We start from the raw sequence: 23,516 nt of genomic DNA on the forward strand, positions 1-23,516 counted from the left end.
ACCGTTACAGATTCAGATACGCTGTAAATGGACCGATACAGATAAGGCACCACGCATGCTCTTGTACGAATCGCTCGCCGCGCAGCTGCGCCAGCAGATCGAGCGCGGCACGCTGCGCGCCGGCGAGCGCCTGCCGTCGATCCGGCAGCTGGCCGCCAGCCGCGGCATCAGCACTGCCACCGCGGTGCAGGCCTGTCTGCAGCTGGAACGCGAGGGACGGGTGCAGGCGCGGCCGCGCTCGGGCTACTTCGTGCGTTCCGCCGCGGCGCCGCTGCCGGCGGCCGCGGTACCTGCGCGGCGGCGTACGCCCGGCATGGTCGACAACCCGGCGTTGCAGGGCGTGCTCGACATGCTCGCACGCTCGGATCTGGTGCCGCTGCACACCGCCACGCCGGCGCCGGCGCTGCTGCCGGCCGCGCAACTGGCGGCGGCGCTGTCGCGGCAACTGCGCCGCCAGCGCGGCATCGCACTGGACTACGCGCCGCCGCAAGGCCACGCCGCGTTGCGCCGGCAGATCGCGCAGCGCTACGCGCATTGCGCAACCACGGTGGCGGCGGACGAAGTCGTGGTGACCGCCGGCGCGATGGAAGCGATCAGTCTGGCGCTGCGCACGCTGACCGCACCCGGCGACGTGGTGCTGGTGGAAACGCCGACCTACCACGGCATCCTGCAGGCGGTCGCGGCGCTGCGGCTGAAGGTGCTGGAGGTGCCCAACCGCGCCGGCCACGGCATCGACGCCGTGCGCCTGGATGCGCTGCTGCAGCGCACCCCGGCGCGCGCGGCGGTGCTGATCCCCAATTTCAACAACCCGCTCGGCAGCCTCACCCCGGACAGTGCCAAGCGCGCCCTGCTCGACAGCTGCGCACGCCACGGCACCGTGGTGATCGAGGACGACATCTACGGCGAACTGAACTGGTCCGGGCAGCGGCCGCGCCCGCTGCGTCACTTCGACACCCACGGCAACGTGATCACCTGCGGCTCGTTCTCCAAGGTGCTGGCGCCCGGCCTGCGCGTGGGCTGGCTGCTCGGCGGCGGGTGGACCGACGCCCTGGTCCGCGCCAAGTATTTCTCCACCGTCGGCGGCGCCAGCCTGCCGCAGCTGGCGCTGGCCGATTACCTGGCCCGGCACGACCTGGAACGGCACCTGCGCAAGCTGCGCCGCACCCTTGCCGACAACGGCCAGCGCCTGCGCGCGGCGATCATGCGGCACTGGCCGGCCGGCACTCGGGTCGGCGACCCCGCCGGCGGGCTGTCGCTGTGGCTGCAGCTGGCCGACGGCGGCAGCGGCCAGGCGTTGTTCGCGGCGGCGCTGGCCGACGGCATCGGCACCTCGCCCGGGCAGCTGTACTCCAGCCGCGGCGACTACGCCGACCACCTGCGCCTGAGCTGCGGCCAGCCATGGAGCGAGACCTTGGAGCGGGCAATGCGGCGGCTGGGCAGGCTGGCCGCGCGGCTGCCGCGCTAGGCGATGCCCCAATGGGCCTTGGCTGCAGTATTCGCAAAGTCAGGAAGCGAACACTGCCTATTCCAGCATCGCCCCGAATTGACCGAACAAGAACAGAGCGATTACATTCGACAGGAACAATGAGACGAATCGGCGTTGAGGCACGGCCGCTAAGTCTACAGTTTCACAAACGGAGGTCGGCCTTGGGCTGGAGGCTTACCAGCACCGAGTTGACCACGCACATGGAGACCAAAGGAATGAGCGAACGCAAGCTTGGTGTTGCATTAATGTTACTTCTGGCAGCCCTTATCGGCGGCCTTTATTTTTCAGACTGGCTCGTCTTGCGACTGCTGGGCCTGAAAAGTGCGCCACTGGCATGGGACACATGGTGGCAATACGTCCAAGTCATGGATACACCGCAGTTCATGCCCTTTTCCGGCAAGATCAAGCTGGCCGGCGCCGTCGGGTTTGGCGCACCTCTATTGGTCTGGTGCATCCTGTTGGCGCAGCTGTTCAAGTCCCAGCCCCAGTCTACGCATGGCGATGCGCGGTTTGCGGATATGCGCGACCTGAAAAAAGCCGGTCTGCTCAAGCAAACCCCGCAAAGTATCCTAATCGGCAAATACAAAGGCCGCTACTTGTGGCTCGGTGGCGCCCAGCATGTGATCGCCATCAGCCCGACCCGCTCCGGTAAGACCACCAGTATCGCCATCCCGGTGTTGCTGTCATATATGCACTCGATGGTGGTGCTGGACTTGAAGGGGGAACTGCACAAAGCCACCAGCGGATGGCGCCAAGCACAGGGGCATCGCATTCGGGTATGGGCGCCGTACGACGACGCGGGCATGACCCACCGCTTCAATCCCATGACCCTGCTGGCGTGGATGACGCCCGGCAAGCGGCTTGGCGAAATCCAGACCATCGCCGCGATCTTGTATCCGGACGAACAAGGCAAGGATCCGTTCTGGACAAGCCAAAGTCGGGCCGCGTTTAGCGCCTTTGCGTCCTACATGTTTGAAGTATGGGATCACAACATCAACGAACTCATTGCTTGGAAGGCACCGGAAGAGCTATTCCCCCACATCAATGCCTCGCCGAAGTTCCCCAGTCTTGAACGCATCCTCCGCTTTTCCAGCGGCGAGAACGGCAAAAGCACCCTGGATATGCTGCAAGACATCCTCAAAAGTCCCAAATACACCTACATCAGCCCGCAGACGCGCACCGTGTTCGGCAACCTCGCGGGGCTGGCTGAGCAGACATTCAGTTCGGTCATTGCCACCATGCAGGCGCCGCTGCAGCAGTTCCTCAGCCCGACGCTGGCGGCGGCGAGCAACGCCACGGACATCGACATTCTGAGCCTGCGCAAGCGGCCAACCACGCTATATGTGATCATTCCGACCAACAAGCTGGACGAGAGCAGCAAACTGTTGAACATTTTCTTCAGCAGCCTGATTGGCAACAACCTCGGCAAGCAGTTGGGTGAGGAGCCGGACCTGAAGTACCAGATGCTGATGCTGATGGACGAGTTCACGGCGATGGGCCGGGTGGACGTGTGGTCCAAGCGCATCTCCATTTCGGCCAGCTATGGCGTGCGCGACCTGTGCATCGTGCAAAGCCGCGCGCAGCTACGTTCCACCTATGGCGACAACGACGCGCAGAACTTCATCACCAATCATGGTGCGCAGGTTGTGTTCGCACCGCGAGAGCAGAGCGACGCTAACGAGTACAGCGAAATGCTGGGCTACAAGACGATCCGCAAGCAGCAACGCAGTCGTAGCAGCGGCCGGGGTACGAGCCAGGTCTCCATCAGCTATACAGAGGAGAAGCGGGCGCTGTTCCTGCCTCAGGAAATCAAGGAACTGCCCAGCGACGACGAATTGATCTTCTACGAAGGGAGCAAGCCGATCCTGGCACAGAAGAACTGGTTTTTCAAAGACAAGGAGTTCAAAGCGCGCGCAGCGTTTCCGCCGGCCAAGATAAAGGTGGTGCAAAGTTCACGGCAAGTTGAAACCCAGAAAGATATTATACGAGCACGGAACGAGAAAGTCGTTGCCGCACTGCGGGAATGAGCGAAAAACCATCAAGATAATGCATCGCGCTACGCAAATTACGATATTCATGGAGCAATAAATAAAAATTTCATGGCTAGCAGGAAGTCCGAAAAATTTTCGAAGACAGCATATATGACGAACGGAAAAATTCAAGCCCCAAGGGCAGGCGCATTTTTCAATATGATGGGCACAATGTCTATGAAAATCAACAAATCCACCTCCGTATTCGCATTGTTTTTTCTGTCTTTGGCATGTAATGCATCGAACAGTCAATCCATAAGGAATCACTCGCCTCCAGGGATTACGTCCAATTTTTTTTCATGCGTTGACAAAGCAAATTCAGACAATATTGAGATTGCCGCATGCATGACCAGCGAAAGAAAATATCAAGATGCACGATTGAATAAATCATACAAGGCTCTGCTCAATGTACTAGATGGGAAAACCAAAATGCGATTAGTGGAAGCCGAAAGAGCATGGCTGGATTCAAAGACCAAAGATGAAACCCTTGAAAATTTATTATATGGCGACGAGCAAATTGACAATCTACAACAAGGCGAGAATGATATTTTCCGCATTTGTGAAAGAGCCAATACCTTGGAAAAATACCTGGATCTGGCGGGAAAAAACTAACGTTTCCGCGCCATAGGAAGAATTATCATGCCGAATATTAATACTAGCGACCATAATTCTTTAGCAGGGTCAGTTTATTTTGTCGTGGGCCGCGGCACTGAAGGAGGGCCATCCTCTTATCGTTTATCGATTGCCGGCGTTACCTCTGGCGCATCCGATCCCGGATGGGGCGATGCCAACAATGTTATAGCAAACAGCGGTTACACCTTCGGAGCGATTCAGGTAGATTTGGGTCAGCGCGGAACATGGCCTGTCGGTGCCGTCGAAAACACTTCTTTAAAGCAGGGCGAGAAAACGTATGTTGATGCGATCATCGACCAGTCCAACACTTATGCAAAAAAACATGACTTGAAATTTACTGGCGATCTCCCCCAACTTCGTAGCGATTTGCTTAGTCACGGCAATGGGAAAAGTGGCAGATCTAAAATTTCTTTCATCGATGAAGATACCCGCGACAGCATTAATGCATGGGCCGCTTCACCAGAGGGTAAGCAATGGGTTCATAAAAACATTGATTACCCGCAAATCAAGGCTGCGACAGAAACGGCGATGTCCATTCTTGAGAAGCACGGGAAAAATATTGAAACAGATCGCCATTTTGAAACAATCAACATTCTTGCGAAAACGGCCAATCAAATGCCATCGCAATTAGAAAAATACAAAGATATCATGGATAAAGGAGGGGATTATCAGGACGTATTAAACACCGCCAATGATATTAAAAAAAGACATAGTTACTATGATGCCCCCAAGGCGGCCGCTTTGGCTGAGAAATACGAAAACATATACAACGACCCGAGCAAGAAGGAAATTTTAGACAGGGCTCACGTTAAAGTAAGTAGCTTGACCTACGATCCTTCTAAAGAAAGTAACGACTCGGACATTAAGGAGGCTTTAAAAGCGGTAAACCAATCCACTCGTACACATGATCAAAATCACCCCGCTAATGGCGTGCTTAAGCTAGGTTCCCACGGCGAGGCCGTCGGCACATTGCAGGCTGACTTGGCCGCCCTTGGCTATACCGACAGTCGCGGCCGTCCTTTGCATCCGGACAAAGATTTTGGCCGTGATACCGACGCTGCATTGAGAGCCTTCCAACATGATCACGGCTTGGAACAGGATGGGATCGCTGGGCCTACCACCCTGAAAGCCGTCCAACGGCAACGTCATGGGCAGGCCATCGAATCTCCGGCATCACAGTCGGCCAACCCAGCACCTGCGTCCTCAGACAACGATCCGCGCAATCCAGACAATCCGAATCACGCGCTGTACTGCGAACTGCATCGGCGCATCCCCGACACATCCGAAAACCGTCTGTTGCAGTTCACCGCCGCCTGTCATTCGAATAGAATCACCGCCGACAATCTCTCCACAGTCTATTTGGACGAGGCGAACATGAAGATCGGCTTCGCTGGGTTGAGCCTCCTGTCAACTCCGGTGCTCGTCGACTTAAATGCCCGGCCGCCTCAACCAGAGCAATCCATTCAGCAAATCCAGCAATACGACCAGCAGCAGGCGCAGATGATGGCCCAGACGCAGAATGCGCAGATCAATACGCAGCGGCAATAAGAAGTAGCGCCGGCCTCGAAGACCAAGATAAGAAATCCTGACTCAGGATGAATCGATGAATCTGTGATCGCTACTTTGGCGCGCGCGCCGGCGTCCTGCATCAGCGTGCGCGCCTGCTCGATCTGCTCGGTCAGTGTGTCGCCGTCGTAGGGAGTGCCCGGGAAGCTGCGCGCACCCACGATCAAGCCCTGGGTCGCCGTCACCGCGATGCCCACCTTCACCCCGAACTCGTACGGCTTGCGCACCTTGCCCTTGCCGATGCACTCCACTTCAGGGGCATGCAGGGCGTACAAGTTTGTGCTTGTCCTTGGGATGCTGGCGCCAGATCCGCTCGGCACGCTCCAGCCATGTCGTCATCTGTTGTTGGGCGGTGTTCTCCAGCGTCTCCCGCTTCCGCCCGATGTCCCGGATCACCCGACCCAGCACCGTGCGCTGCCGGCGCAGGCTCCGCCGCCTCCGCTTGAACTGCTTGGCGTGTGCGTAGCGGCCAGCCTGCCGGCTCAGCCCGGGCCCTTCGCGCTCATCGCTCTGCCGCCGCTTAACCCATGCCGCTTGCACAGCAGCACCCGCTTGCGGCGGACCACTTCCAGCAGGCCACTGTCGGTGGGATGGGCGATGGCCTTCTCCTGCACCGTGCTGTCCACGATCACCCGCGACAATTGGCGCGCATCGACCGCCTTCATGGCCTTGGTTGCATTGATCGCCTGTGCTGGCAGTTCCTCCATTCCCGTCTCACCCAGGCGCTGGCGCCAGCGCACCAGCGCACTGGGATCGCACGGCAGCCGGGTCTGGAAGAGCACCTCGCCGGTGAAGAACTGCCAGGACGGGTTCTCCAGCCAGCGCCCGCACACCTGTCCGTCGGACAGGTCGTCGGCGTGCTTGAGGTAGAGCAGCCCGGCGATCAGCCGGATCGGCAGGGCCGGACGGCCACCCGCACCGGATCGGCCGGAAGGCTCGCCAACAAGGCTTGCTGGGCCGGCCAGGGCAGCTTCCTGGCCTACTACGCCAGCGGATGACGCAGATCGATCTGGTTCTCCAGACGGGAACGGAACAGGTCCTTGGCAAGACGAACTTCAACGGCCGGACGAGGTGTGCGCATGCTCGGAAAGTGCAAGAAAACCGCGCTCAGCCTAACCAAAACTGGCAATCCAGACATGCCTTCCGGAGGCGCCAATGCTTGCCATGTAGGGCGCTGCTGGGTTCTTCAGGGCTGACTACGTAGATGCGCGCGTTCGGAACGGCACTGCGTTCCGCGCCGGCGCTCGCCGCGCTGAAGCCGTCGCCGATCAGGTCCTTCTGCGGCGTGGAGTTCAGCTGGATCGCGCCATGGGCGCCGTGGTGGTTGGTCACCGCCAGGCCCTGCGGCGACACGACGCTGGCGATGCAGCCGCCCAGCGACACCAACGCGCCCATCGGTTCTCGGCCGCGGCGATGGTCACGTCCTTGCCGACGATGGCGGCGCCGGTCTTGCCGAGCACGTCGCTGTCGGTGATGGCCACCATGTTGCCGGCGGTCATCGTCACCGCGCCGTCGGTGCTGCCGACCAGGCTGCCGCTGTGGCTCACTTCGGTGGCGTGGAGCGTGTCGGTCTGCTTGCTCGTACCCAACGTCACGCTGAAACCGCCGCCGCTATACAGGCCGTTTTTCTTGACCTGCTTGTCGCGCTCCTCGCTGTGGGTGCTCTGCGCCGTCACCAGGGTCAGGTTCGCGGCCCTGCCGCAGCAAGGCCAACGTCGGGATGTTGCGGATGCCCAAGCCCGCCGCCAGTGCCGGCGGCGCCTGCGTGTCCCGCTTGCCCAGGCGCATGTGCGGCTCCAGCGGCACGGCGGCAGCGTCGAACGGTGGGGCCATGGTCCGGCATGGGCCGCACCACGGCGCCCAGAAATCCACCGGCAACGGAATGTCGCTGCGTTCGGCGTGGGCGGCGAAGGTGTCCGCGGTCAAGGCCAGCGGCGCGCCGCCGGACAGCGCGCGATGGCAGCGCCCGCAGTGCGGCGCCGGCGCCAGCGCGCCTGGCACCCGGTTCAGCGCCTGGCAGTGCGGGCAGGCGATGCGCAGCGGCTCGCTCACGCACCGGCCCCCGATGCGCTGCCGCCGGGCGGCGCGTAGCGCTGCGCGTCCCTGGCCGCGCGCCGCATGCCGATGTCCTGGCGCGCGCCCCGGGTGGCCACGCGGCACCGCCCGACCCGGTCGCCGCCGGGCCGCTGCCGTGCGACTGCTGTCCGCGGAATGCGCCGCAAGCCGCCCGCGTGGCGCATCGGCGTGGCGGCGCTGCGCGCGACCGCGCCGCCTGCACCCGCGCAGCAGGCCGGCCGCCGAGCCGTCGGCGACACCGCGCGAGGGATCGGGCGCGCGGGCGGCACGGCGGCACGGCCGTGTCGCCCGATCAGGGCGCCGGAGCGGTTGCGCCGACCTGGAGGCGGAATGCGACATCCGCGTCCAGCCCGGGGTGACCCGGATCGGGTCGCCGATGCCCATGCAGGTCTCCAGGAAGCCGCCACCAGGAACGCCGACTCCACGCCTGCACCACAAAGGCCGCGTGGATGCGCCATGCCGGCAGGTGGCGGGTGGCACCCAGTCGCGGCGGGCGTCACGCGCGGCGGACACGATCGCCCGGAACGCCGCCTTCGTGCAGTGCTCCGGGACGCGTCCGGGCGGCAGGCCACCGGCCCCGCTCGGGACCAGCGCCGGCCGCGCGAGGCATCTCGAATGTCGCATTGGCGCGAACGGATATCATAACTGGCGTCTATCCACCGGAGTCCCCATGCCCCAGTCCTCCGCCCAAGCCCTGGTCGAGCGGGCGTGCCCGCAGCGCCACCCAGTCGCCACCGACGCCGCCGCCACGCCGTTGCCCGGCGAATGGATCATCGACGTGCGCGAGCCCGGCGAGTTCGCCACCGGCCACCTGCCCGACGCGATCAACATCCCGCGCGGCATCCTCGAATTCCGCCTCGACGCCGATCCGGCGCTGGCTCGCCGCGACCAGCCGATCCTGCTGTACTGCGCCAGCGGCGGCCGCGCCACGCTGGCCGCGCTCAGCCTGCAGCAACTGGGCTACAGCGCGGTACACCCGCTGAGCGGCGGTTTCCTCGGCTGGACCGCCGCCGGCGGGCCGGTCGCCTTCTGAGTCACCGTCTCTGAAGTCAAGCGCGATGAAGGCAATCGTCCCAAGCAGCGTTGGAGCGGACAGCGGCATTGAGAATGGTCGGCAGCTTGCGCATGCCGGCGTGGCCACGCGCCGGCTACAGGCGTGCGGCCACGAGCGGCGGCGGCGGCCATGCCGGCGGGCGGACCGCGGACATCCCGTGGGCGCGTCCGACGCGCGCGCGCGACCGCGCCAGCCGGCGCCGGCGCAGCACCCGGCGCCGGCCCGCCGCGCCGGGCGGACCATCCACTGTTCGTTTTCGCTGGTCCCGGACCCGGCACAGCGCCTTCTCGGCACCTTGCGCGGCATCCACTGCAGCGTCGCCCCCGCGCTCCCTGTCGAGGCAAGCCCATGAACCATGTCCCGCACGTCCACCCGTTCCACCATGCGGGTTCCGGCACCTGGAGCTATCTCGTCGAGGACGGCCGCGACGCCGCGCTGATCGACCCGGTGCTGGAGTTCGACCCGGACACCGCCGCGCTGCGCGATGCGCCGGTGCGCGGCCTGGCCGAGCGGCTGTCGGCGCGCGGCCTGCAACTGCGCTGGATCCTGGAAACCCACGCCCATGCCGACCATGTTTCCGCCGCGCAGTGGTGCAAGCGGCGCTGGCCGCAGGCGACGCTGGCGATCGGCGCCGGCATCGTCCAGGTGCGCGCACGGTTCGCGACACACTTCGGCCTGGCCGCGGACGGCCGCGACACGCGCTGCGGATTCGACCACCTGTTCGCCGACGGCGAACGCTTCACGATCGGCGCGCTGCCCGCGCAGGTGATCGCGGTGCCCGGGCATACCGGCGACAGCGTCGCCTACCTGATCGGCGATGCCCTGTTTCCCGGCGACTCGCTGTTCATGCCCGACAGCGGCACCGCGCGCTGCGATTTCCCCGGTGGCGACGCGGCGACGCTGTTCCGCTCGATCCAGAAGCTGTACGCGCTGCCGGAATCCACCCGCGTGTTCGTCTGCCACGACTACGGCGCCGGCGGCCGCGCAGTCGCCTGCGAGACCAGCATCGGCGCGCAGCGGCGCGACAACATCCATGTGCGCGACGGGGTCGGCGAAGCCGAGTTCATCGCGCTGCGGCAGGCGCGCGACGCGACGCTGGCCGAGCCGCGGCTGATGCAGCCCTCGGTGCGCGCCAACATCCAGGCGGGCCGCACCGACGACCTGTCGCCGCAACCGCGCTGCAAGGGTTGAGGCCGTAAAAAAACGGGTCTTCGCGGATCAGTGTGGGTGCAAACGGGCGTTTTCGGATAGCGGCGGCAGGAAGCTGGCGATGATCTTGAGCCTGAGAGTCCTGATCGCGGTAGTCATAGGCACTGCGCGGGATGACCCGGATCTTGTTGTTCAGGCCTTCCACCCGGCCGCGGCCGACCTCGTGATCCGGATGGCAGTAGGCGGCGATGCCGTCCTAGTTCTACTGTGTCATAAGTAAAGCATCCTTTCGACAACCCACGAAGCAATGGGATCGTCATGGTGTTTGACCCCAGGCTTTGATGGTGCACTCCTTCCCCTCGACTGGAAGCAAGCACGATGGGCCAGGTTCTGCACGGGAGCGCCGCCACGACAGAGGCGATCGGTCGAGCGATGCAATAGAGTCAAGAGAGCCTGAGAGCGCTTTCCAAGCGCGACGGGATCCATCGGAAGGCGGTCGCCAAACTGGCTCCTCGCTGCATCGCTGCTTGCAGCGCCATGGCGTCTGCCCGCTGCCCGAGATCGAGGGCGACAAGCCTGCCAAGCAGCGGTTCAAGAGCGGCCCCATCGGCTGCTTCCCTATCGGCATCGCACAGGTGCAGACAGCCGAGGGCAAGCTCTATCCGTTCGTGGCCATCGACCGAACGTGCAAGTTCGCGCTCACCGAACTCCATCCCTGAGCCGACAAGCTGACGGCAGCGCAGTTCCTGCGCAATGTGATCGAGGCGGCGCCCTACGCCCTGCACACGGTGCTCACCGACAACGGCATCCAGTTCACCCGCCATCGCACGGACCGATACGCCTTCCAGCACATGTTCGGTCGCCTTTGCCAGGAGCACGGCATCCAACACCGATTGACCAAGGTCAAACATCGGTGGACCAACGGGCAGCTCGAGCGGATGCACCGGACCATCGAGGAAGCCACCCTCAAACGCTTCCACGACGGCGATCGCGCGCAGTTGCGCCAGCACCTAGCCGACATCGATGCCTACACCTTCGGCCGCAGGCTCAAGACCCTGAAGGGGCTGACGCCGTACGAATTCATTCGCAAACAGTGGACATCCGAACCCGCCCGGTTCGAGGTCGACCCGATCCATCCAATGCCGGGACTGAACACCTAGTGACACAGTAAGACTAGGTGCCGACCGCCCGGTTGCGGACGAAGTCGACGAAGGCGCGGTCATCAGCCGACTGGAGAAGTACAGCTTCGGCCCTTCGAACTACGGCCACCACTCCGGCAGGACCGGGAGCAGCGCACCAGCGTGCAGGTGCGGATGCAGCCAGTCGACCATCACCGCGCCAGTGACATTCAACTTCAACAGTCCGCGCACGTCCCGGTGCGAAGCGGGAACATTCTGCAGTACCGCGCGCGCTTCGGAAAACAGCGGGGAGAGCCGGCGCGCGAGCGTGCGGCCGACCTCGGTCGGCATGACGCTGCGGGTGGTACGAATCAGCAACGGCGCGCCCAACTGCGCTTCCAGCTGGGCGCGCGGTTGCTGACGGTCGAGGGCGACAGGCCCAGCCGTTTCGACGCCGCTCGGAATCCGCCGGCGTCGAGGACGACCAGAAAGACCGACAGATCGTCCAACCGCGGCAGGTCGTCATTGTTCGGCATGCCGATCAGGCGATGCGCGTTTGGGCCGGTCATCAACGCTGGTAGTGCGGCTTCGCCTTGATCGCAAGGGCGCCAACAACGCGGCCCGACTTCCGAACCGAACGACATCTCCATCAACGCAAGTGAGCACACCCATGACCAAGACCAAGGGCATGACCGGCATTCATCACGTTGGCGTCGCGGTGCAGGACCTGCAGGCGAGCGCAGACTGGTACGCGAAGCGCCTCGGCTTGCAGCGAATGCGCGCTTTCGCGTTTCCCGGCGCCGAGGCCGTCTTCGTCGGCCAGGGACGCCTGCGGATCGAACGGATCCAGTCCGCAGGCGCCGCACCGATGGCGGCGGAACGCCGACACAACCGCACCAATCCGAGGCTCGGCGACATCAACCACCTGGCCATCGCCGCGGAGGATCTCGACCGCACCGTCGAGGAGTTGCGCACCAACCGGCGTCGAGATCGCCTGGCCGCCCAGTGAGGCGCCGGGCGACGGTGGCGATCGGTTCGCCTTCATCCGCGACAACGAAGGCATGCTGATCGAACTGTTCCAGTCCAAGGACTGAGTGCACACACCTGGCTCAGCCGGCATCGTGCGCGTGCGCTGCCGCTACGCCATCGTCCCTGCGATCCAGGTATGCCGCACCTGCAGCGCATCGTCGAGCAGCACCAGATCGGCCTGGTAGCCGGGCGCGATGCGGCCGTAGCGGTCGGCCAGGCGCAGGCATTGCGCCGGATACAGCGAGGCCATGCGTGCCGCCTCGTCCAGGCCCACGCCCAGCCACTGCACGCTGTTGCGCACCGCGCTGGCCATGTCCAGCGCCGAGCCGGCCAGCGCGCCGGCGGCGTTGCGCACCACGCCGTCCACCGCGGTGATGGTTTCGCCGTACAGGTCGAAGCTGGGGCTGTCGGCGCCGACCATCGGCATCGCGTCGGTGACCAGGAACAGCGTGCCGCGCGGCTTGGCCGCCAGCGCCACGCGCAGGCTGGCCGGATGCACGTGCACGCCGTCGACGATCAAGCCGCACCAGGCGTTGTGGTCCTCCAGCGCGGCGCCGACCGCGCCGGGATCGCGTCCCTGCAGCGGCGACATCGCGTTGTACAGATGGGTGAAACCGCACACCCCGGCATCCACGCCGGCGCGGATCTCGTCGTAGCTGCCGGCGGTGTGGCCGGCGAACACGCGCGCGCCGGCCGCGGCCAGGGTGCGGATGCTCGCGGCCGGCAGCCGCTCCGGCGCCAGCGTGATCAAGGTGGCGCCGTTGTCCAGCGAGGTGGCCAGCGCCAGTTCCTGCGCATCGGGCACGCGCAACTTGTCCACGTTGTGGGTGCCCTTGCGGGCCGGCGCCAGGTACGGCCCTTCCAGGTGGATGCCGAGCACGCCCGGCACGCCCTCGGCGATGGCCTGGCGGGTCGCGGCGATCGCTGCGCGCATCACTTCGACGTCGTCGCTGATCAGCGTCGGCAGGTAGCCGGTGGTGCCGTAGCGGCGGTGCGCCTGGCCGATGCGGCGCAGCGCGGCGACGTCGGTGCGGTTGTTGAACAGCACGCCGCCGCCGCCGTTGACCTGCAGGTCGATGAAGCCCGGCAGCAGCGTGCCGCCGCCCAGGTCCAGCTGTACCGGCGCCGCGGCCACGCGCGCGTCGCCGTCGTCGAGCACGGCGGCGATGCGCCCACCGTCCAGCAGCACGCCCACGCCATCGAGGAATCCGTCCTCGCCGAGCACGCGCGCATTGCGCAGCGCCGTCGTCGTCGTCATTACACCGTCTCCGTCACTTTGTTCAGATGCGGCGGCAGGTCCGGGTTGTAGCCGCGGCGCAGCGCCAGCGCATTGATCGCGCGGTAGAAGCTCTGGATGGTCAGCAGCGGCGCGCACGCCGGGTGCGGCGCGGCGACCAACGGCAGGTCGCCGTCGGCGCTGGCCAGCCAGACCTGCGCGCCGCGGCCGCGGAACTCCTCGGCCAGGCGGCGGGTGCCGGCGCCGGTCTCGTCCGGCTGGGCGAAGGCCAGCACCGGGAAACCGGGGCCGACCAGCGCCATCGGCCCGTGCTTCACTTCCGCCGAGCTGTAGGCCTCGGCATGCAGGCCGCAGGTTTCCTTGAACTTCAGCGCCGCTTCCTGCGCGGCGGCCAGGCCCAGGCCCCGGCCGAGCACGAACAGGTTGTGCGCGTCGACCAGGCCGTCGGTGAGCGGGCGCCAGTCGGCCTGCCAGGCCGCGCGCAGCGCCTGCGGCAACGCGTCCAGTGCGGCGAGCAGCGCCGGGTCGTGCTTCCAGTGCGCGCCAAGCTGCAGGATCGCCGCCAGCGAGGCCAGGTAGCTCTTGGTCGCCGCCACGCTCTTCTCCGGGCCGGCGCCGAGCGCGATCACGGTGTCGGCCAGCTGCGCCAGCGGCGAATCCTCGACGTTGACCAGCGCCATCACGCGCGCGCCGGCGGCCTTGGCCGCCTCGGCGTTGCGCAGCAGGTCCGGGCTCTTGCCGGACTGCGAGATCACCAGGTACAGCGCGCCGCGCAACTGCAATGGGGTGGAGTACACCGAACCCACCGACGGCGAGGCCGAGGCGGTGACCACGCCGAGTTGGGTCTCGAACAGGTACTTGGCGTAAGTCGCGGCGTGGTCGGAACTGCCGCGCGCGCAGGTGACCACGAATGGCGGCGGATCGGCGCGCAGCGCGGCGGCCAGCGCGCTCACCACCGCCTGGTTGCGCGCGAACTGCGCGGCGACGACGGCGGCGGTGTCCGCGGCCTCGCGGAACATCAGGGTTTCGGTTTCGGAAGGCAGCGCCATGGGCAAGGTCATGTGGGATCGGGGGAGGGAGAGCGGCGGGAATGCGGCTGCATCGGCGCGGTCGAGCCGCGCACCACCAGCTGCGGGACGAAGCCCTGGTTGTGCACCGGGGCCGGATGGTCTTCGTAGGCGTCGCTGCGCAGCTGGCTGATCAGCAGCCGTGCGGCGTGGCGCGCAATGTCCTCGGTGGCCTGCTTGGCGGTGGTCAGCGCCGGCCACGACTGGCGCGAGAACGGGCTGTCCTCGAAGCCGGCGATGGACAGGTCGTAGGGCACGTTCATGCCCGCCGACTTGGCCGCGGCGAGCACGCCGGCGGCGATCTCGTCGTTGGACCCGAAGATCGCGGTCGGCGGCTCGCGCAGCGCCAGCAGCCGCCGCGCGCCGCGGAAACCGTCGTCGAAGGTGTAGTCGCCGGGCACCACCAGGTGCTTGTCCAGGGTGATGCCGTAGTCCTTCAGCGCCGCCTCGTAGCCGGCGTAGCGCTCGCCGCTGGAGCGGTGCGAGGTGCCGCCCCACAGGAAACCGATGCGCTGGTGGCCGAGCTGGATCAGGTGCTCGGTGACCTCGTAGGCGGCGTCGCGGTCGTCGACGTAGACGCAGGGGCCGTCCTTGGGATCCTCGGTGGCGGCGATGATGCGCACGGTCTTGATGCCGCGCACGGTCAGCGCCGCGACCAGTTCCACCCGCTCGGACATCGGCGCGGTCAGTACCAGCCCGGCCAGGCGCGAGCGCTGGGCCCACTCGGCCAGCTCCTCGGCCAGCATCGGCGAGGTCGAGTCGCAGGGATGGATCTGCAGGCCGAAGCCGGTCTCGCGGCACGCCGCCAGCACGCCGTTCTGCATGCCGATGATGTGGTACGGATTGGGGTTGTCGTACAGCAGCCCGATCACGAACGGCGTGCCGCTGCGCAGGTTGCGCGCCGACGGGTCCGGTTCGTAGTCCAGCTCGGCGATGGCGTGCAGCACGCGCGCGCGCGTGGCCTGCATCACCGACGGTTCGTTGTTGATGACCCGCGACACGGTCTTCAGCGACACCCGCGCCCGCTCGGCGACATCTTTGATGGTGGGTCTGCGCATGCTGCGGCCCTGCATGTCGGGAAGTGCGCCCATGATGCGGGATCAGCCGCGGACGGTGGCCTGCCCGGCGCGGTGGCCGACCAGGGAATAGAACAGGATGTACAGGTAGCAGGGCACCATCAGCAGCATGAACACCAGCTGGAAATCGAAGTGCTGCTTCAGCACCGCGAACAGCTGCGGGATGATCGCGCCGCCGGCGATGCCCATCACCAGCAGCGCCGAGCCGATCTCGGTGTGGCGGCCCAGGCCCTTGATCGCCAGCGGGAAGATCGCCGGCCACATCATCGCGTTGGCGAAGCCTAGCGCGGCGACGAAGCCCACCGACACGTAGCCGTGGGTGAGGTAGGCGCCGGCCGAGAACAGCACGCCCAGCAGCGCCGAGACGCTGAGGTAGCGCGCCTGCGAGATCAGCGCCGGGATCAGCAGCAGGCCGGCCACGTAGCCGGCCAGCATCGCCGCCAGGGTGAACGAGGTGAACAGCTTGGTCTGGTCCAGCGGTAGATGGAAACCGTTGCCGTAGGTGCCGATCGCGTCGCCGGCCATCACTTCCACGCCCACGTACACGAACAGGCACAGCACGCCCAGCCACAGGTGCGGGAACTGGAAGATGCTGGTCTTCTGCGCAGGGCTGCCGGCGCCGACCGGCGCGGCGTTGACTTCCGAGGCTTTCAGTTCCGGCAGCGGCGAGAACAGCACGCCGATCGCCACCAGTACCAGCACCCCGGCCATCGCCAGGTATGGCGCGTGGATCTTGGCGGCGAACGCGGTGAGCAGCGCTTGCTTGGCCGCCGGGTCGGCGGCCTGCACCTGCGCGGCCAGGTCGCCGACGCCGTGCAGCACCAGAGTGCCGATCAGGAACGGCGCCAGGATGCCGGCGATCTTGTTGCAGATGCCCATCACCGCGATGCGCCGCGCCGCGCTCTCGATGGGGCCGAGAATGCTGATGTACGGGTTGATCGCGGTCTGCAGCAGGGCCAGGCCGCTGCCGATCACGAACAGGCCGGCCAGCGCGCCGGGATAGAAGCGCTGCGTGGCGAACTGGCCGAACGCCGCCGCGCCGGCGGCCATCACCACCAGGCTCAACGCCAGGCCCTTCTTCATGCCGGTGCGCTTGAGGATCCACGACGACGGCAACGCCAGGAAGAAGTACGACAGGTAGAACACCATCAGCACCAGGAACGCGTTGACCTCGTCGAGGTCGAACGCCAGCCGCACGAAGGTGATCAGCGGGCCGTTGATCCAGGTGAAGAAGCCGATGATGAAGAACAGCAAGCCGACGATGGCGATCGAGGCGAAGGGACTGACAGGCCGTGCGGTGGTCATGGGCGGGCGGGCTCCGGGAGGGCGCGTGGATTGGCGCGGATTACCGTCGCAGTTCGGCGACGAAGTCGTAGTAGTCGTTGTGGCAATAGGTGTCGGTCAGTTCGATCGCGCTGCCGTCGCGGGTGTAGCCGACCCGCACCACGTGCAGGATCGCCTCGCCTTCCTTCATGCCCAGATGCCCGGCCAGCCGCGCCGGCAGGTTGATCGCGCGGAAGTACTGCAGCGCGCGCACCACCGGCGTGCCCTGCTCGTCCAGGTAGGCGTACAACGAATCGCCGATCGCCTGCGGATCGGGCACGGTGCGCTGCGGCAGCACCGCCTTCTCGTAGGCCATCACCCGGCCGTCGGCGCTGCGCAGGCGGGTCAGCGACGCCACCACGGTGTCCGGCGACAGGCCCAGGCGCAGGATCTCCTCGCCGTGCGCTGGGCGCACGCGCCGTTCCAGCCAGCGCGTGCCCGGCTCCAGGCCCTTCATGCGCAGGGTCTCGCTGAAGCTGGCCAGACCACTGAGCTGGTGCTGGATCTGCGAGGTGATGAACGTGCCGGCGCCCTGCCGGCGCGAGACCAGGCCCTGTTCGACCAGCGCATCCACCGCCTGGCGCAGGGTCACCCGCGACACCTGCAGCTGCTCGCACAGCTGGCGTTCGGCCGGCAAGGCCTCGCCCGGTTGCCATTGCCCCCCCTTGATCGCCTCCACCAGCTTGCTGGCCAACTGCAGGTACAACGGGGTCGGCGCGCTCGGGTCCACGGCCAGGCCCGCCAGTCTGGGATCGGCCTCCGGCTTGGGCTTGGTCATCGCGCTCGCTCCAGACCGCATGGATTCATCATGTCCAATATAGTACCAATCCATGGCGCATGCACGCCGGGTCAGCGCCACAGGGACGGCCGCCGCCGGTCCATCCACCAGACATCAGGCCGGTGACATACACCGCGGCAGTGCCGCGCGGACCTTGCACCTGCAAACAAGCGCCGGCCAGCGCGGCGCAGATTCCGCCGTAGTTCATCTGTGTCGGGTTCAGCGCGGTGATCTGCGCATCGGCCGGAATCGGATCCAGCAACAGGCGCCGTCGGAACAACCCGAGCCGGTACAGGTCGCGGTGCCGTTGCAGATCCCGTTCCAGGCCGCGACGGCGGGTGCGGCGATGGCGGCCAGGCACAGCGCGGCGAACGGGGGATGATGCGCAAGGCGCAGCGCGCGCGGGGCGCGGCGTGTCGGCATGCGGATTCTCCTCGGCGAACAGTTGGCCGCGCCGCAGCACGCGCGGAACGCCGCGCGCCGGCCCGGGCACGACGCGGGCCGGCGCACGCTATGCCAGGCACGACGGGCGCACCGGCACCACTACCGGGGAAACCGCATCTTGGCCGATGGCGTAGACCGCGGCCGCGGTCCGGCAGCACGGCGCGCGCGGTACGCGGCGACCATCAACGGCGGCCGCGCGCCGTGCCGCTCTCCAGCCGCCACAGCCAGTCGCGTAGCGGCGTCAGCGCCGTGGCCATCCCCGCCGCCACGCCCAGCGCACCGGCCAGCGCGTCGAACGGATCGGCCGAGCGCGTGGTGGTCCAGGCGCCCTGCGCGAACTCGATGCCGATGCCGAGCAGCACCAGGCCCAGCGCCGCCCGACGCCAGGCGCGCGGCCCGGCATAGACCTGCACCGCGCCGGCCGCCAGCAGCAGGTAGGCGATGAAATGCTCGGCCTTGTCGCTGTCCGGCACGTCCGACAGCTGCGGCGGCTGCGGCATCAGGCAGACGTAGATCAGCACCAGCACGCCCAGCCACCACAGCCCCAGCCACAGCCAGGGCCGGCGGAACGCACGCACCGCCGCCATCACAGCCGCCAGGTCAGGTTGCCGGCCAGGAACGCCGGCGCCAGCGACACGTCGCGCTCGAAGCCCATCACCTGGAAGCGCTCGCCCATCTCGCTGGGCAGGGTCAGCCGTTTCACCTGCTCGCGCAGGCGCAGGCGGCCACGCTCGTCGCTGCGCGCCTCGGCCTCGGCCAGCAGCCCATCCAGGCCGTTGCCGAGCAGGAAGCTGGCCTGGGTGCAGTAGCCGCCCAGCGCGAAGCCGGCGCCGGTGCCGGCCTCGGCCAGTGCGGTGAAATCCACCGACGCGGTCAGGTCCTGCAGGCCCGGCCACAGGTAGGGGTCGGCATGGGTGCGATGCCGGTAGAACGCGCGCAGCGTGCCGTCGTCGCGCTGCGGCAGGTAGAACTCGCCGCGCGGATAGCCGTAGTCGACGAACAGCAGCGCGCCGCGGCGCAGGCCGCCGGCCACCGCCTGGACCCAGTACGGCAGCTGCGGCAGCAGTTCGGAGCGGTAACCGTCGACGAACGGCGCCTGCAGATCGCGTTCGATGTGCCGCACCGCCGCCGCCAGCAGCGGATCGGCCGGCTGCTCGCCGCGGCGGAAGCGGCCTTCGCCGTCCAGCGTCACGGTTTCCTCGAACACCTCGCCCTCGCGCAGCACGAAGCGCGGCGTCGGCAGCGCATCGATCACCTCGTTGGCGAACAGCACCCCGTTCCAGTCGTCCTCGAACGGCCGCTCCAGCCACTCCACCAGCTCGAACACCGGCGGGATCAGGGCGCGTTGCAGGCGTTCGCGCTGGCGCGCGCGCAGGTCGGCGCTGGGCTCCAGGATCGCGTAGCGCTCGGGCAGCGCATCCAGCGCCAGCAGACGCTTGAGCATGACCTCGGCGAACGCGCCGCTGCCGCCGCCCACCTCCAGCATCCGCGCCTGCGGCCCGAGCTGCTGCAGCACCGGCGCCAGCGCGTTGGAGACGGTGGCGGCGAACAGCGGCCCCAGTTCCGGCGCGGTGACGAAGTCGCCCTCCTCGCCGAACTTGCTGCTGCCGGCGCTGTAGTAGCCCAGGCCCGGCGCGTACAGCGCCAGCTCCATGAAGCGCGAGAACGGGATTGCCCCGCCGCCGCCGGCGATCTCGGCGCGCAGGTGCGCGGCCAGGCGCGCACTGTGGGCGAGCGCGTCGGCGTCGGGCGTGGGAAAGTCGATAGGCATGCGGCGCTGGATTGCGTGGACAATGCACAGCATAGCCGAGCGTGGAATGCACACATGATCGAGACCAAAGTCGCCCTGATCACCGGCAGCGCGCGCCGCATCGGCGCCGGTATCGCGCAGCGCCTGCACGCGGTCGGCTATCGCGTGGCCCTGCATGCGCATACCTCGCAGGCCGAACTGCAGGCGCTGGCGCAGGGACTGGAAGCGCGCCGCCCCGGCAGCACGCTGGCCCTGCATGCCGACCTGCGCGACGCCGCGCAGCTGCCGGCGCTGGTGGCGCAGTGCGTGCAGCGTTTCGGTCGGCTCGATGCGTTGGTCAACAACGCCTCCAACTTCTACCCCACCCCGCTGGCCGAGGCCACGCCGACGCAATGGGACGACCTGTTCGCGGTCAACGCGCGCGCGCCGCTGTTCCTGGCTCAGGCCGCGGCCGCGCAGTTGCGCGAGCACCGTGGCACGATCGTCAACATCACCGACCTGCACGCCGAGCAACCGCTGCGCGCGCACCCGCTGTACAGCGCAGCGAAGGCGGCACTGACGATGCTGACCCGCGCGCTGGCGCTGGAACTGGCGCCGCAGGTGCGGGTCAATGCCATCGCCCCGGGCGCGATCCTGTGGCCGGACGCCGGCAAGGACGGCGCCGCGCAGCAGGAGCTGCTGGCGCGCACGCCGCTGGCGCGGATCGGCCAGGTCGAAGAGATCGCCGAAGCAGTGCGCTGGCTGCTCGACGATGCCGGCTTCGTCACTGGGCAGACGTTGCGGGTGGACGGGGGGAGGGGGCTTACCTGAGGAGCCGGGACTGGGGACTGGGGACTCGGTGGTCATGAAGGCTGGCAGTGCCTCGCACAGCGCACGCTCGGGGTCAGGAAGCCGTCCCCAAGACCGCCCCGTCCCACAAATGCCGCCTTTATCGAGTCCCCAGTCCCCAGTCCCGGGTCCCGGCTTCATCGAGCTCCACCACCTCGAACGCATCGCCGAACTGCGGATGCGCCTGCCACAGCGCACCCAGGCTGCGCCCGCTGACCGGGTCGACGAAACCGGCGGCGATGTCGGCCAGCGGCTTGAGCACGAACGCGTGGCGCAGTTCGGGGCGCGGGATGCGCAGGTGGCCCGGACCCTCGACGATGCGATCACCGTAGAACACCACGTCGATGTCCAGGGTCCGGTCGCTGAAGCGCGGGCCGCCGCGGTCGCGCCCATGCGCGTCTTCCAACACATGCAGCCAGGCATCCAGCGGCTCCAGCTCCCAGTCGGTCTGCAGCGATACCGCATTGTTCAGGAACGGTGGACCGTCGAATCCGACCGCCGGGGTGCGGTAGGCCGGGGACACCGCAATCCGGCCAAAACGCTGTCGCAGCGCACCTATCGCGGCGTGCAGGTGATGTCGCGGACGTTGATTGCTGCCCAGGCTGAGGAGCACGGTGGTCATGGGATATTCGCGCATGCCGCGGCCGCGGCCGTCAACGGGTAGCCAAGCCCGCCGCCGCGCGCATAGAATCGAAACGCACTGGTTTCCGGCAGCGACATGACTTATTGCGTAGGCATCGAAGTGGACGAAGGCCTGGTCTTCGCCGCAGACACGCGCACCAACGCCTCGCTGGACGACGTCCGCGTGCATCGCAAGCTGCAGGTGTTCGAGTATTCGGGACAGGCGGTGTTCGTGCTGATGTCGGCCGGCAACCTGGCCACCACTCAACTGGCGATCGCCAGGCTGCAGCGCGATGCGGACGATCCGGATGCGCCGCGCAGCCTGCGCTCGTTCCGGCACCTGTTCGAGGTCGCCGAGTATGTCGGCGAGGTCCTGGTGTCCAGCCAGGTCAAGCTGTCGGCGCAGTCCCAGCACAGCGGCGTCAGCGTGCAGTCCACGCTGATCCTGGGCGGGCAGATCGCCGGCGAGCGGCCCGGGCTGTACATGATCTACCCGCTGGGCAACGCCATCGCCACCTCGCCGGAGACGCCGTACCTGCAGATCGGCGAATCCAAGTACGGCAAGCCGATCCTGGACCGCATCATCCGCCCGGAGATGCAGCTGGAGGACGCCGCGCGCACCGCGCTGGTATCGCTGGACTCCACCATCCGCTCCAACCTGTCGGTGGGCATGCCGATCGATCTTGCCCTGATCCGCCGCAACGATCTGCGTGCGACCGAGCGCCTGCGCCTGGAAGCCGACACGCCGCTGTACTCGGAAATCCACGACACTTGGTCGCGCAAGCTGGAGAACGCGGTGCGCACCCTGCCGCGTTTCTCGTGGGAACCGGCGCTGACCGGCGAAAGCGAAACCGACAACCGTGGTGCCCTGCCGCCGTTGCCGCCGCGCCGCGTGCCGGCGCGGCGCGACCCGGAAGACCAGTCGTCGCAGCAGTGAGGCCAGGAATCGGGATCGGCTTGCGCGGCGGTTGATTGCTGCGCAGGCGGCCGTGCCCGACCGATAGCCTGCCTATTGGGATCGTGTTTCCACCACCTTCTGCCGGCGTCTGGCATCGCCTGCATCAGGTCCTGTTGGCCGAACTGCGCCGGGCCGACACGCTGGACCTGAGCCGAGCCAGCCTGGATGCGGCCGCAATCCGTGGGGCAGACGATGCTAGACGCCAGCGCCCTGCCAGTGGTGCAAACGCCGCCAGCAGGTCATGCCGTTGCATAACCCAGTTCCTGCGGCAGATCCTCCCAGGGGATGCCGGTGCGCAGGACATAGACAATGCCGTTGAGGGCGCTAGGGTCGTCCATGCGCGGTCTGCCTCCCTTGGGCGAAGCTGGCACTTCCGGGATCAAGGGTTGCAGGCGCTTCCACAGCGCTGCGCTGATTTCCTTGCGATGCGCCATGCACCGGACTGCGAGGGCTCAACCGCCGAGTTCAAGGGCTTTTGTCAGCCGCTCTAAAATCGGTGTGCGCGTCGAACCACAGCAGGCAGAGATCCTGCTCGCGTTGCAGCGCCGATACCTGCGCATACGTCAGCGAGTGATCTCCACCCGGCAGCAGCGGACACAGGCCTTGCCCACGAATGTCGGCGGTGACGCCGGAGACGCGCGCCATGTAGGCGGCAGGATCGGCGGCGCCGCTGCGCTCGACATCGCCCCAGTCGTATCCGCGCAAACGGGGTGGCTGCAAGCGCTGGCTGGCGTAGCGGACGGCTGCCGGACCGAGAGCGGCGCCGCGCGAAACGACATTGCCATGATCCGAAGGCGCACCGATGACGCACGGACGGCCTTTGTCGGAAGGCGCATCGGGCCTGCGAGGCCAACCGTACAGCCCGCCGTCTTCATGCTGCCGGGTCAGCATCGCTCTTGCCCGGGATGTGGGCCGCGCTCATTGCGATCAATGCAAGGTGACAGGCCATCGCGGTCTTCAGTTCAGATGCCCCGGACTCGACCAGATCGATGGCGACGATCCGGTGCGCCGCGCCAAGCGCGACGATCAGCGTTTTCAGTTCGTGCAAAGCCAGCCCGTGGACGGGCCGGCAAGCTCCCGGCTTGGCATAGCCTGGCATCGGCACGCTGAGGTCCACGGACAAATAGACCGCCAGCCCCTTGCCCCAGTCGCCCACAATCGCGTCGGCGGGTCTCTTGCCAAGCGCGGCGGCACCGTATCGCAACAGACCCTGGCTCGCGTCGGTTCCGCCGCGCGCCTGGCCCAGTTCGCCCAGGGCAATGAAGCGCTCCACGCCGCGCATGCGGGGACACC

Annotated in this window: 23 protein-coding genes and 6 pseudogenes; 11 read left to right on the forward strand and 18 right to left on the reverse strand. The window is 66.7% G+C overall.

Annotated features, from left to right (window positions below; genetic code table 11):
• Positions 1–55 precede the first annotated feature (55 nt).
• The 4 genes from G4Q83_RS19130 (at position 56) to G4Q83_RS19145 (ending at position 5,697) form a co-directional block, all read left to right on the forward strand.
• Positions 56–1,465, forward strand: a complete 1,410-nt coding sequence (locus G4Q83_RS19130) for an aminotransferase-like domain-containing protein (RefSeq protein ID WP_128419200.1) — start codon at positions 56–58, stop codon at positions 1,463–1,465.
• A 236-nt stretch (positions 1,466–1,701) separates the two neighbouring features.
• Positions 1,702–3,513: a type IV secretory system conjugative DNA transfer family protein gene (locus G4Q83_RS19135; RefSeq protein ID WP_128419201.1), complete on the forward strand. Its 1,812-nt coding sequence runs from the start codon at positions 1,702–1,704 to the stop codon at positions 3,511–3,513.
• 114 nt (positions 3,514–3,627) lie between these two features.
• Entirely contained in the window at positions 3,628–4,128 is a 501-nt protein-coding gene (locus G4Q83_RS19140; RefSeq protein ID WP_185817265.1) for a lysozyme inhibitor LprI family protein, read from the forward strand.
• A gap of 27 nt (positions 4,129–4,155) precedes the next feature.
• Positions 4,156–5,697 (forward strand): peptidoglycan-binding domain-containing protein, encoded by a 1,542-nt coding sequence (locus G4Q83_RS19145; protein ID WP_128419203.1) that lies wholly within the window; start codon positions 4,156–4,158, stop codon positions 5,695–5,697.
• Positions 5,698–5,756: 59 nt separating this feature from the next.
• Here G4Q83_RS19145 and G4Q83_RS19150 read toward each other — a convergent pair.
• The 4 genes and pseudogenes from G4Q83_RS19150 to G4Q83_RS24865 all read right to left on the reverse strand — a co-directional run.
• A pseudogene (locus G4Q83_RS19150) lies at positions 5,757–6,796 on the reverse strand (IS5 family transposase); the annotation flags it as partial.
• Between the two features lie 113 nt (positions 6,797–6,909).
• Positions 6,910–7,116, reverse strand: a pseudogene (locus G4Q83_RS19155) (S46 family peptidase); the annotation flags it as partial.
• Positions 7,113–7,403, reverse strand: a pseudogene (locus tag G4Q83_RS19160) (hypothetical protein); the annotation flags it as partial. The pseudogenes G4Q83_RS19160 and G4Q83_RS19155, both read right to left, overlap by 4 nt.
• Complete coding sequence (locus tag G4Q83_RS24865) at positions 7,327–7,767, reverse strand: thioredoxin domain-containing protein (protein WP_128419205.1); 441 nt, start codon at positions 7,765–7,767, stop codon at positions 7,327–7,329. The pseudogene G4Q83_RS19160 and the gene G4Q83_RS24865, both read right to left, overlap by 77 nt.
• Positions 7,768–8,461: 694 nt before the next feature.
• Between G4Q83_RS24865 and G4Q83_RS19170 the strand changes: the two genes are divergently transcribed.
• The 3 genes and pseudogenes from G4Q83_RS19170 to G4Q83_RS19180 all read left to right on the forward strand — a co-directional run bounded on the left by G4Q83_RS19170 (position 8,462) and on the right by G4Q83_RS19180 (position 11,154).
• On the forward strand, positions 8,462–8,824 hold the full coding sequence (locus tag G4Q83_RS19170; protein ID WP_128419206.1) for a rhodanese-like domain-containing protein: 363 nt from the start codon (positions 8,462–8,464) through the stop codon (positions 8,822–8,824).
• 369 nt (positions 8,825–9,193) lie between these two features.
• Positions 9,194–10,036, forward strand: a complete 843-nt coding sequence (locus G4Q83_RS19175; RefSeq protein ID WP_128419207.1) for an MBL fold metallo-hydrolase — start codon at positions 9,194–9,196, stop codon at positions 10,034–10,036.
• A 336-nt stretch (positions 10,037–10,372) separates the two neighbouring features.
• A pseudogene (locus G4Q83_RS19180) lies at positions 10,373–11,154 on the forward strand (DDE-type integrase/transposase/recombinase).
• A gap of 99 nt (positions 11,155–11,253) precedes the next feature.
• On the opposite strand, the gene G4Q83_RS19185 reads toward G4Q83_RS19180, so the two are convergent.
• A complete protein-coding gene (locus tag G4Q83_RS19185) occupies positions 11,254–11,490 on the reverse strand; it encodes a hypothetical protein (protein WP_158254968.1) in 237 nt (78 codons plus the stop codon).
• On the reverse strand, positions 11,484–11,762 hold the full coding sequence (locus G4Q83_RS19190; RefSeq protein WP_128419209.1) for a helix-turn-helix domain-containing protein: 279 nt from the start codon (positions 11,760–11,762) through the stop codon (positions 11,484–11,486). The genes G4Q83_RS19185 and G4Q83_RS19190 overlap by 7 nt, the downstream gene beginning before the upstream one ends.
• A gap of 20 nt (positions 11,763–11,782) precedes the next feature.
• On the opposite strand from G4Q83_RS19190, the gene G4Q83_RS19195 reads away from it, so the two are divergent.
• Positions 11,783–12,121 (forward strand): VOC family protein, encoded by a 339-nt coding sequence (locus G4Q83_RS19195; RefSeq protein ID WP_211288261.1) that lies wholly within the window; start codon positions 11,783–11,785, stop codon positions 12,119–12,121.
• 129 nt (positions 12,122–12,250) lie between these two features.
• Here G4Q83_RS19195 and nagA read toward each other — a convergent pair whose 3' ends face one another.
• The 8 genes from nagA to G4Q83_RS19235 all read right to left on the reverse strand — a co-directional run bounded on the left by nagA (position 12,251) and on the right by G4Q83_RS19235 (position 19,837).
• On the reverse strand, positions 12,251–13,399 hold the full coding sequence (nagA, locus tag G4Q83_RS19200) for an N-acetylglucosamine-6-phosphate deacetylase (RefSeq protein WP_128419210.1): 1,149 nt from the start codon (positions 13,397–13,399) through the stop codon (positions 12,251–12,253).
• Positions 13,399–14,427, reverse strand: a complete 1,029-nt coding sequence (locus G4Q83_RS19205) for an SIS domain-containing protein (protein WP_128419211.1) — start codon at positions 14,425–14,427, stop codon at positions 13,399–13,401. Before G4Q83_RS19205 ends, nagA begins: the two co-directional genes overlap by 1 nt.
• An 8-nt stretch (positions 14,428–14,435) precedes the next feature.
• Positions 14,436–15,503 carry a LacI family DNA-binding transcriptional regulator gene (locus G4Q83_RS19210; protein WP_128419212.1) on the reverse strand — a complete coding sequence of 356 codons (1,068 nt, stop codon included), beginning with the start codon at positions 15,501–15,503 and terminating at the stop codon, positions 14,436–14,438.
• A gap of 42 nt (positions 15,504–15,545) precedes the next feature.
• Positions 15,546–16,826, reverse strand: a complete 1,281-nt coding sequence (locus G4Q83_RS19215; protein WP_128419213.1) for a sugar MFS transporter — start codon at positions 16,824–16,826, stop codon at positions 15,546–15,548.
• 40 nt (positions 16,827–16,866) lie between these two features.
• Positions 16,867–17,589 carry a GntR family transcriptional regulator gene (locus tag G4Q83_RS19220; RefSeq protein WP_185817449.1) on the reverse strand — a complete coding sequence of 241 codons (723 nt, stop codon included), beginning with the start codon at positions 17,587–17,589 and terminating at the stop codon, positions 16,867–16,869.
• A 61-nt stretch (positions 17,590–17,650) separates the two neighbouring features.
• Positions 17,651–18,085: a hypothetical protein gene (locus G4Q83_RS24870; RefSeq protein WP_425480279.1), complete on the reverse strand. Its 435-nt coding sequence runs from the start codon at positions 18,083–18,085 to the stop codon at positions 17,651–17,653.
• A 163-nt stretch (positions 18,086–18,248) separates the two neighbouring features.
• Positions 18,249–18,665, reverse strand: a complete 417-nt coding sequence (locus G4Q83_RS19230) for a VanZ family protein (protein WP_185817450.1) — start codon at positions 18,663–18,665, stop codon at positions 18,249–18,251.
• Positions 18,653–19,837 carry a class I SAM-dependent methyltransferase gene (locus G4Q83_RS19235; protein WP_128419216.1) on the reverse strand — a complete coding sequence of 395 codons (1,185 nt, stop codon included), beginning with the start codon at positions 19,835–19,837 and terminating at the stop codon, positions 18,653–18,655. The genes G4Q83_RS19230 and G4Q83_RS19235 overlap by 13 nt, the downstream gene beginning before the upstream one ends.
• Before the next feature lie 54 nt (positions 19,838–19,891).
• Here G4Q83_RS19235 and G4Q83_RS19240 point away from each other — a divergent pair, with 54 nt between their 5' ends.
• A complete protein-coding gene (locus G4Q83_RS19240; RefSeq protein ID WP_128419217.1) occupies positions 19,892–20,626 on the forward strand; it encodes a pteridine reductase in 735 nt (244 codons plus the stop codon).
• Between the two features lie 118 nt (positions 20,627–20,744).
• On the opposite strand, the gene folK is transcribed toward G4Q83_RS19240, so the two are convergent.
• The gene (gene folK / locus G4Q83_RS19245; protein ID WP_128419218.1) at positions 20,745–21,266 is read right to left on the reverse strand and encodes a 2-amino-4-hydroxy-6-hydroxymethyldihydropteridine diphosphokinase; all 522 of its coding nucleotides are present in this window, start codon (positions 21,264–21,266) and stop codon (positions 20,745–20,747) included.
• A 96-nt stretch (positions 21,267–21,362) separates the two neighbouring features.
• Here folK and G4Q83_RS19250 point away from each other — a divergent pair, with 96 nt between their 5' ends.
• Together G4Q83_RS19250 and G4Q83_RS19255 are read left to right on the forward strand one after the other, a co-directional pair.
• Positions 21,363–22,202, forward strand: a complete 840-nt coding sequence (locus G4Q83_RS19250) for a proteasome-type protease (protein ID WP_128419219.1) — start codon at positions 21,363–21,365, stop codon at positions 22,200–22,202.
• A gap of 98 nt (positions 22,203–22,300) precedes the next feature.
• Positions 22,301–22,400: pseudogene (locus G4Q83_RS19255) on the forward strand (IS5/IS1182 family transposase); the annotation flags it as partial.
• Between the two features lie 21 nt (positions 22,401–22,421).
• Here the strand turns inward: G4Q83_RS19255 and G4Q83_RS19260 are convergent.
• From G4Q83_RS19260 to G4Q83_RS19270, 3 genes and pseudogenes are all read right to left on the reverse strand, one after another.
• Positions 22,422–22,657 (reverse strand): annotated as a pseudogene (locus G4Q83_RS19260) (transposase); the annotation flags it as partial.
• Between the two features lie 31 nt (positions 22,658–22,688).
• On the reverse strand, positions 22,689–23,114 hold the full coding sequence (locus tag G4Q83_RS19265; RefSeq protein WP_128419220.1) for an arginase family protein: 426 nt from the start codon (positions 23,112–23,114) through the stop codon (positions 22,689–22,691).
• Positions 23,095–23,505 (reverse strand): arginase family protein, encoded by a 411-nt coding sequence (locus G4Q83_RS19270; protein WP_128419221.1) that lies wholly within the window; start codon positions 23,503–23,505, stop codon positions 23,095–23,097. Before G4Q83_RS19270 ends, G4Q83_RS19265 begins: the two co-directional genes overlap by 20 nt.
• Between the last annotated feature and the right edge of the window lie 11 nt (positions 23,506–23,516).

Origin of the sequence: Xanthomonas theicola, assembly GCF_014236795.1 — a bacterium.
GTDB lineage: Bacteria > Pseudomonadota > Gammaproteobacteria > Xanthomonadales > Xanthomonadaceae > Xanthomonas_A > Xanthomonas_A theicola.

Bases quoted from the DNA above. Each gene is read 5' to 3' on its own strand.
- G4Q83_RS19130 (WP_128419200.1), top strand. From the start codon at position 56: ATGCTCTTGTACGAATCGCTCGCCGCGCAGCTGCGCCAGCAGATCGAG.
- G4Q83_RS19135 (WP_128419201.1), top strand. From the start codon at position 1,702: ATGAGCGAACGCAAGCTTGGTGTTGCATTAATGTTACTTCTGGCAGCC.
- G4Q83_RS19140 (WP_185817265.1), top strand. From the start codon at position 3,628: ATGACGAACGGAAAAATTCAAGCCCCAAGGGCAGGCGCATTTTTCAAT.
- G4Q83_RS19145 (WP_128419203.1), top strand. From the start codon at position 4,156: ATGCCGAATATTAATACTAGCGACCATAATTCTTTAGCAGGGTCAGTT.
- G4Q83_RS19170 (WP_128419206.1), top strand. From the start codon at position 8,462: ATGCCCCAGTCCTCCGCCCAAGCCCTGGTCGAGCGGGCGTGCCCGCAG.
- G4Q83_RS19175 (WP_128419207.1), top strand. From the start codon at position 9,194: ATGAACCATGTCCCGCACGTCCACCCGTTCCACCATGCGGGTTCCGGC.
- G4Q83_RS19190 (WP_128419209.1), bottom strand. From the start codon at position 11,762: ATGGAGATGTCGTTCGGTTCGGAAGTCGGGCCGCGTTGTTGGCGCCCT.
- G4Q83_RS19195 (WP_211288261.1), top strand. From the start codon at position 11,783: ATGACCAAGACCAAGGGCATGACCGGCATTCATCACGTTGGCGTCGCG.
- nagA (WP_128419210.1), bottom strand. From the start codon at position 13,399: ATGACGACGACGACGGCGCTGCGCAATGCGCGCGTGCTCGGCGAGGAC.
- G4Q83_RS19205 (WP_128419211.1), bottom strand. From the start codon at position 14,427: ATGGCGCTGCCTTCCGAAACCGAAACCCTGATGTTCCGCGAGGCCGCG.
- G4Q83_RS19210 (WP_128419212.1), bottom strand. From the start codon at position 15,503: ATGCGCAGACCCACCATCAAAGATGTCGCCGAGCGGGCGCGGGTGTCG.
- G4Q83_RS19215 (WP_128419213.1), bottom strand. From the start codon at position 16,826: ATGACCACCGCACGGCCTGTCAGTCCCTTCGCCTCGATCGCCATCGTC.
- G4Q83_RS19235 (WP_128419216.1), bottom strand. From the start codon at position 19,837: ATGCCTATCGACTTTCCCACGCCCGACGCCGACGCGCTCGCCCACAGT.
- G4Q83_RS19240 (WP_128419217.1), top strand. From the start codon at position 19,892: ATGATCGAGACCAAAGTCGCCCTGATCACCGGCAGCGCGCGCCGCATC.
- folK (WP_128419218.1), bottom strand. From the start codon at position 21,266: ATGACCACCGTGCTCCTCAGCCTGGGCAGCAATCAACGTCCGCGACAT.
- G4Q83_RS19250 (WP_128419219.1), top strand. From the start codon at position 21,363: ATGACTTATTGCGTAGGCATCGAAGTGGACGAAGGCCTGGTCTTCGCC.
- G4Q83_RS19265 (WP_128419220.1), bottom strand. From the start codon at position 23,114: ATGCTGACCCGGCAGCATGAAGACGGCGGGCTGTACGGTTGGCCTCGC.
- G4Q83_RS19270 (WP_128419221.1), bottom strand. From the start codon at position 23,505: ATGCGCGGCGTGGAGCGCTTCATTGCCCTGGGCGAACTGGGCCAGGCG.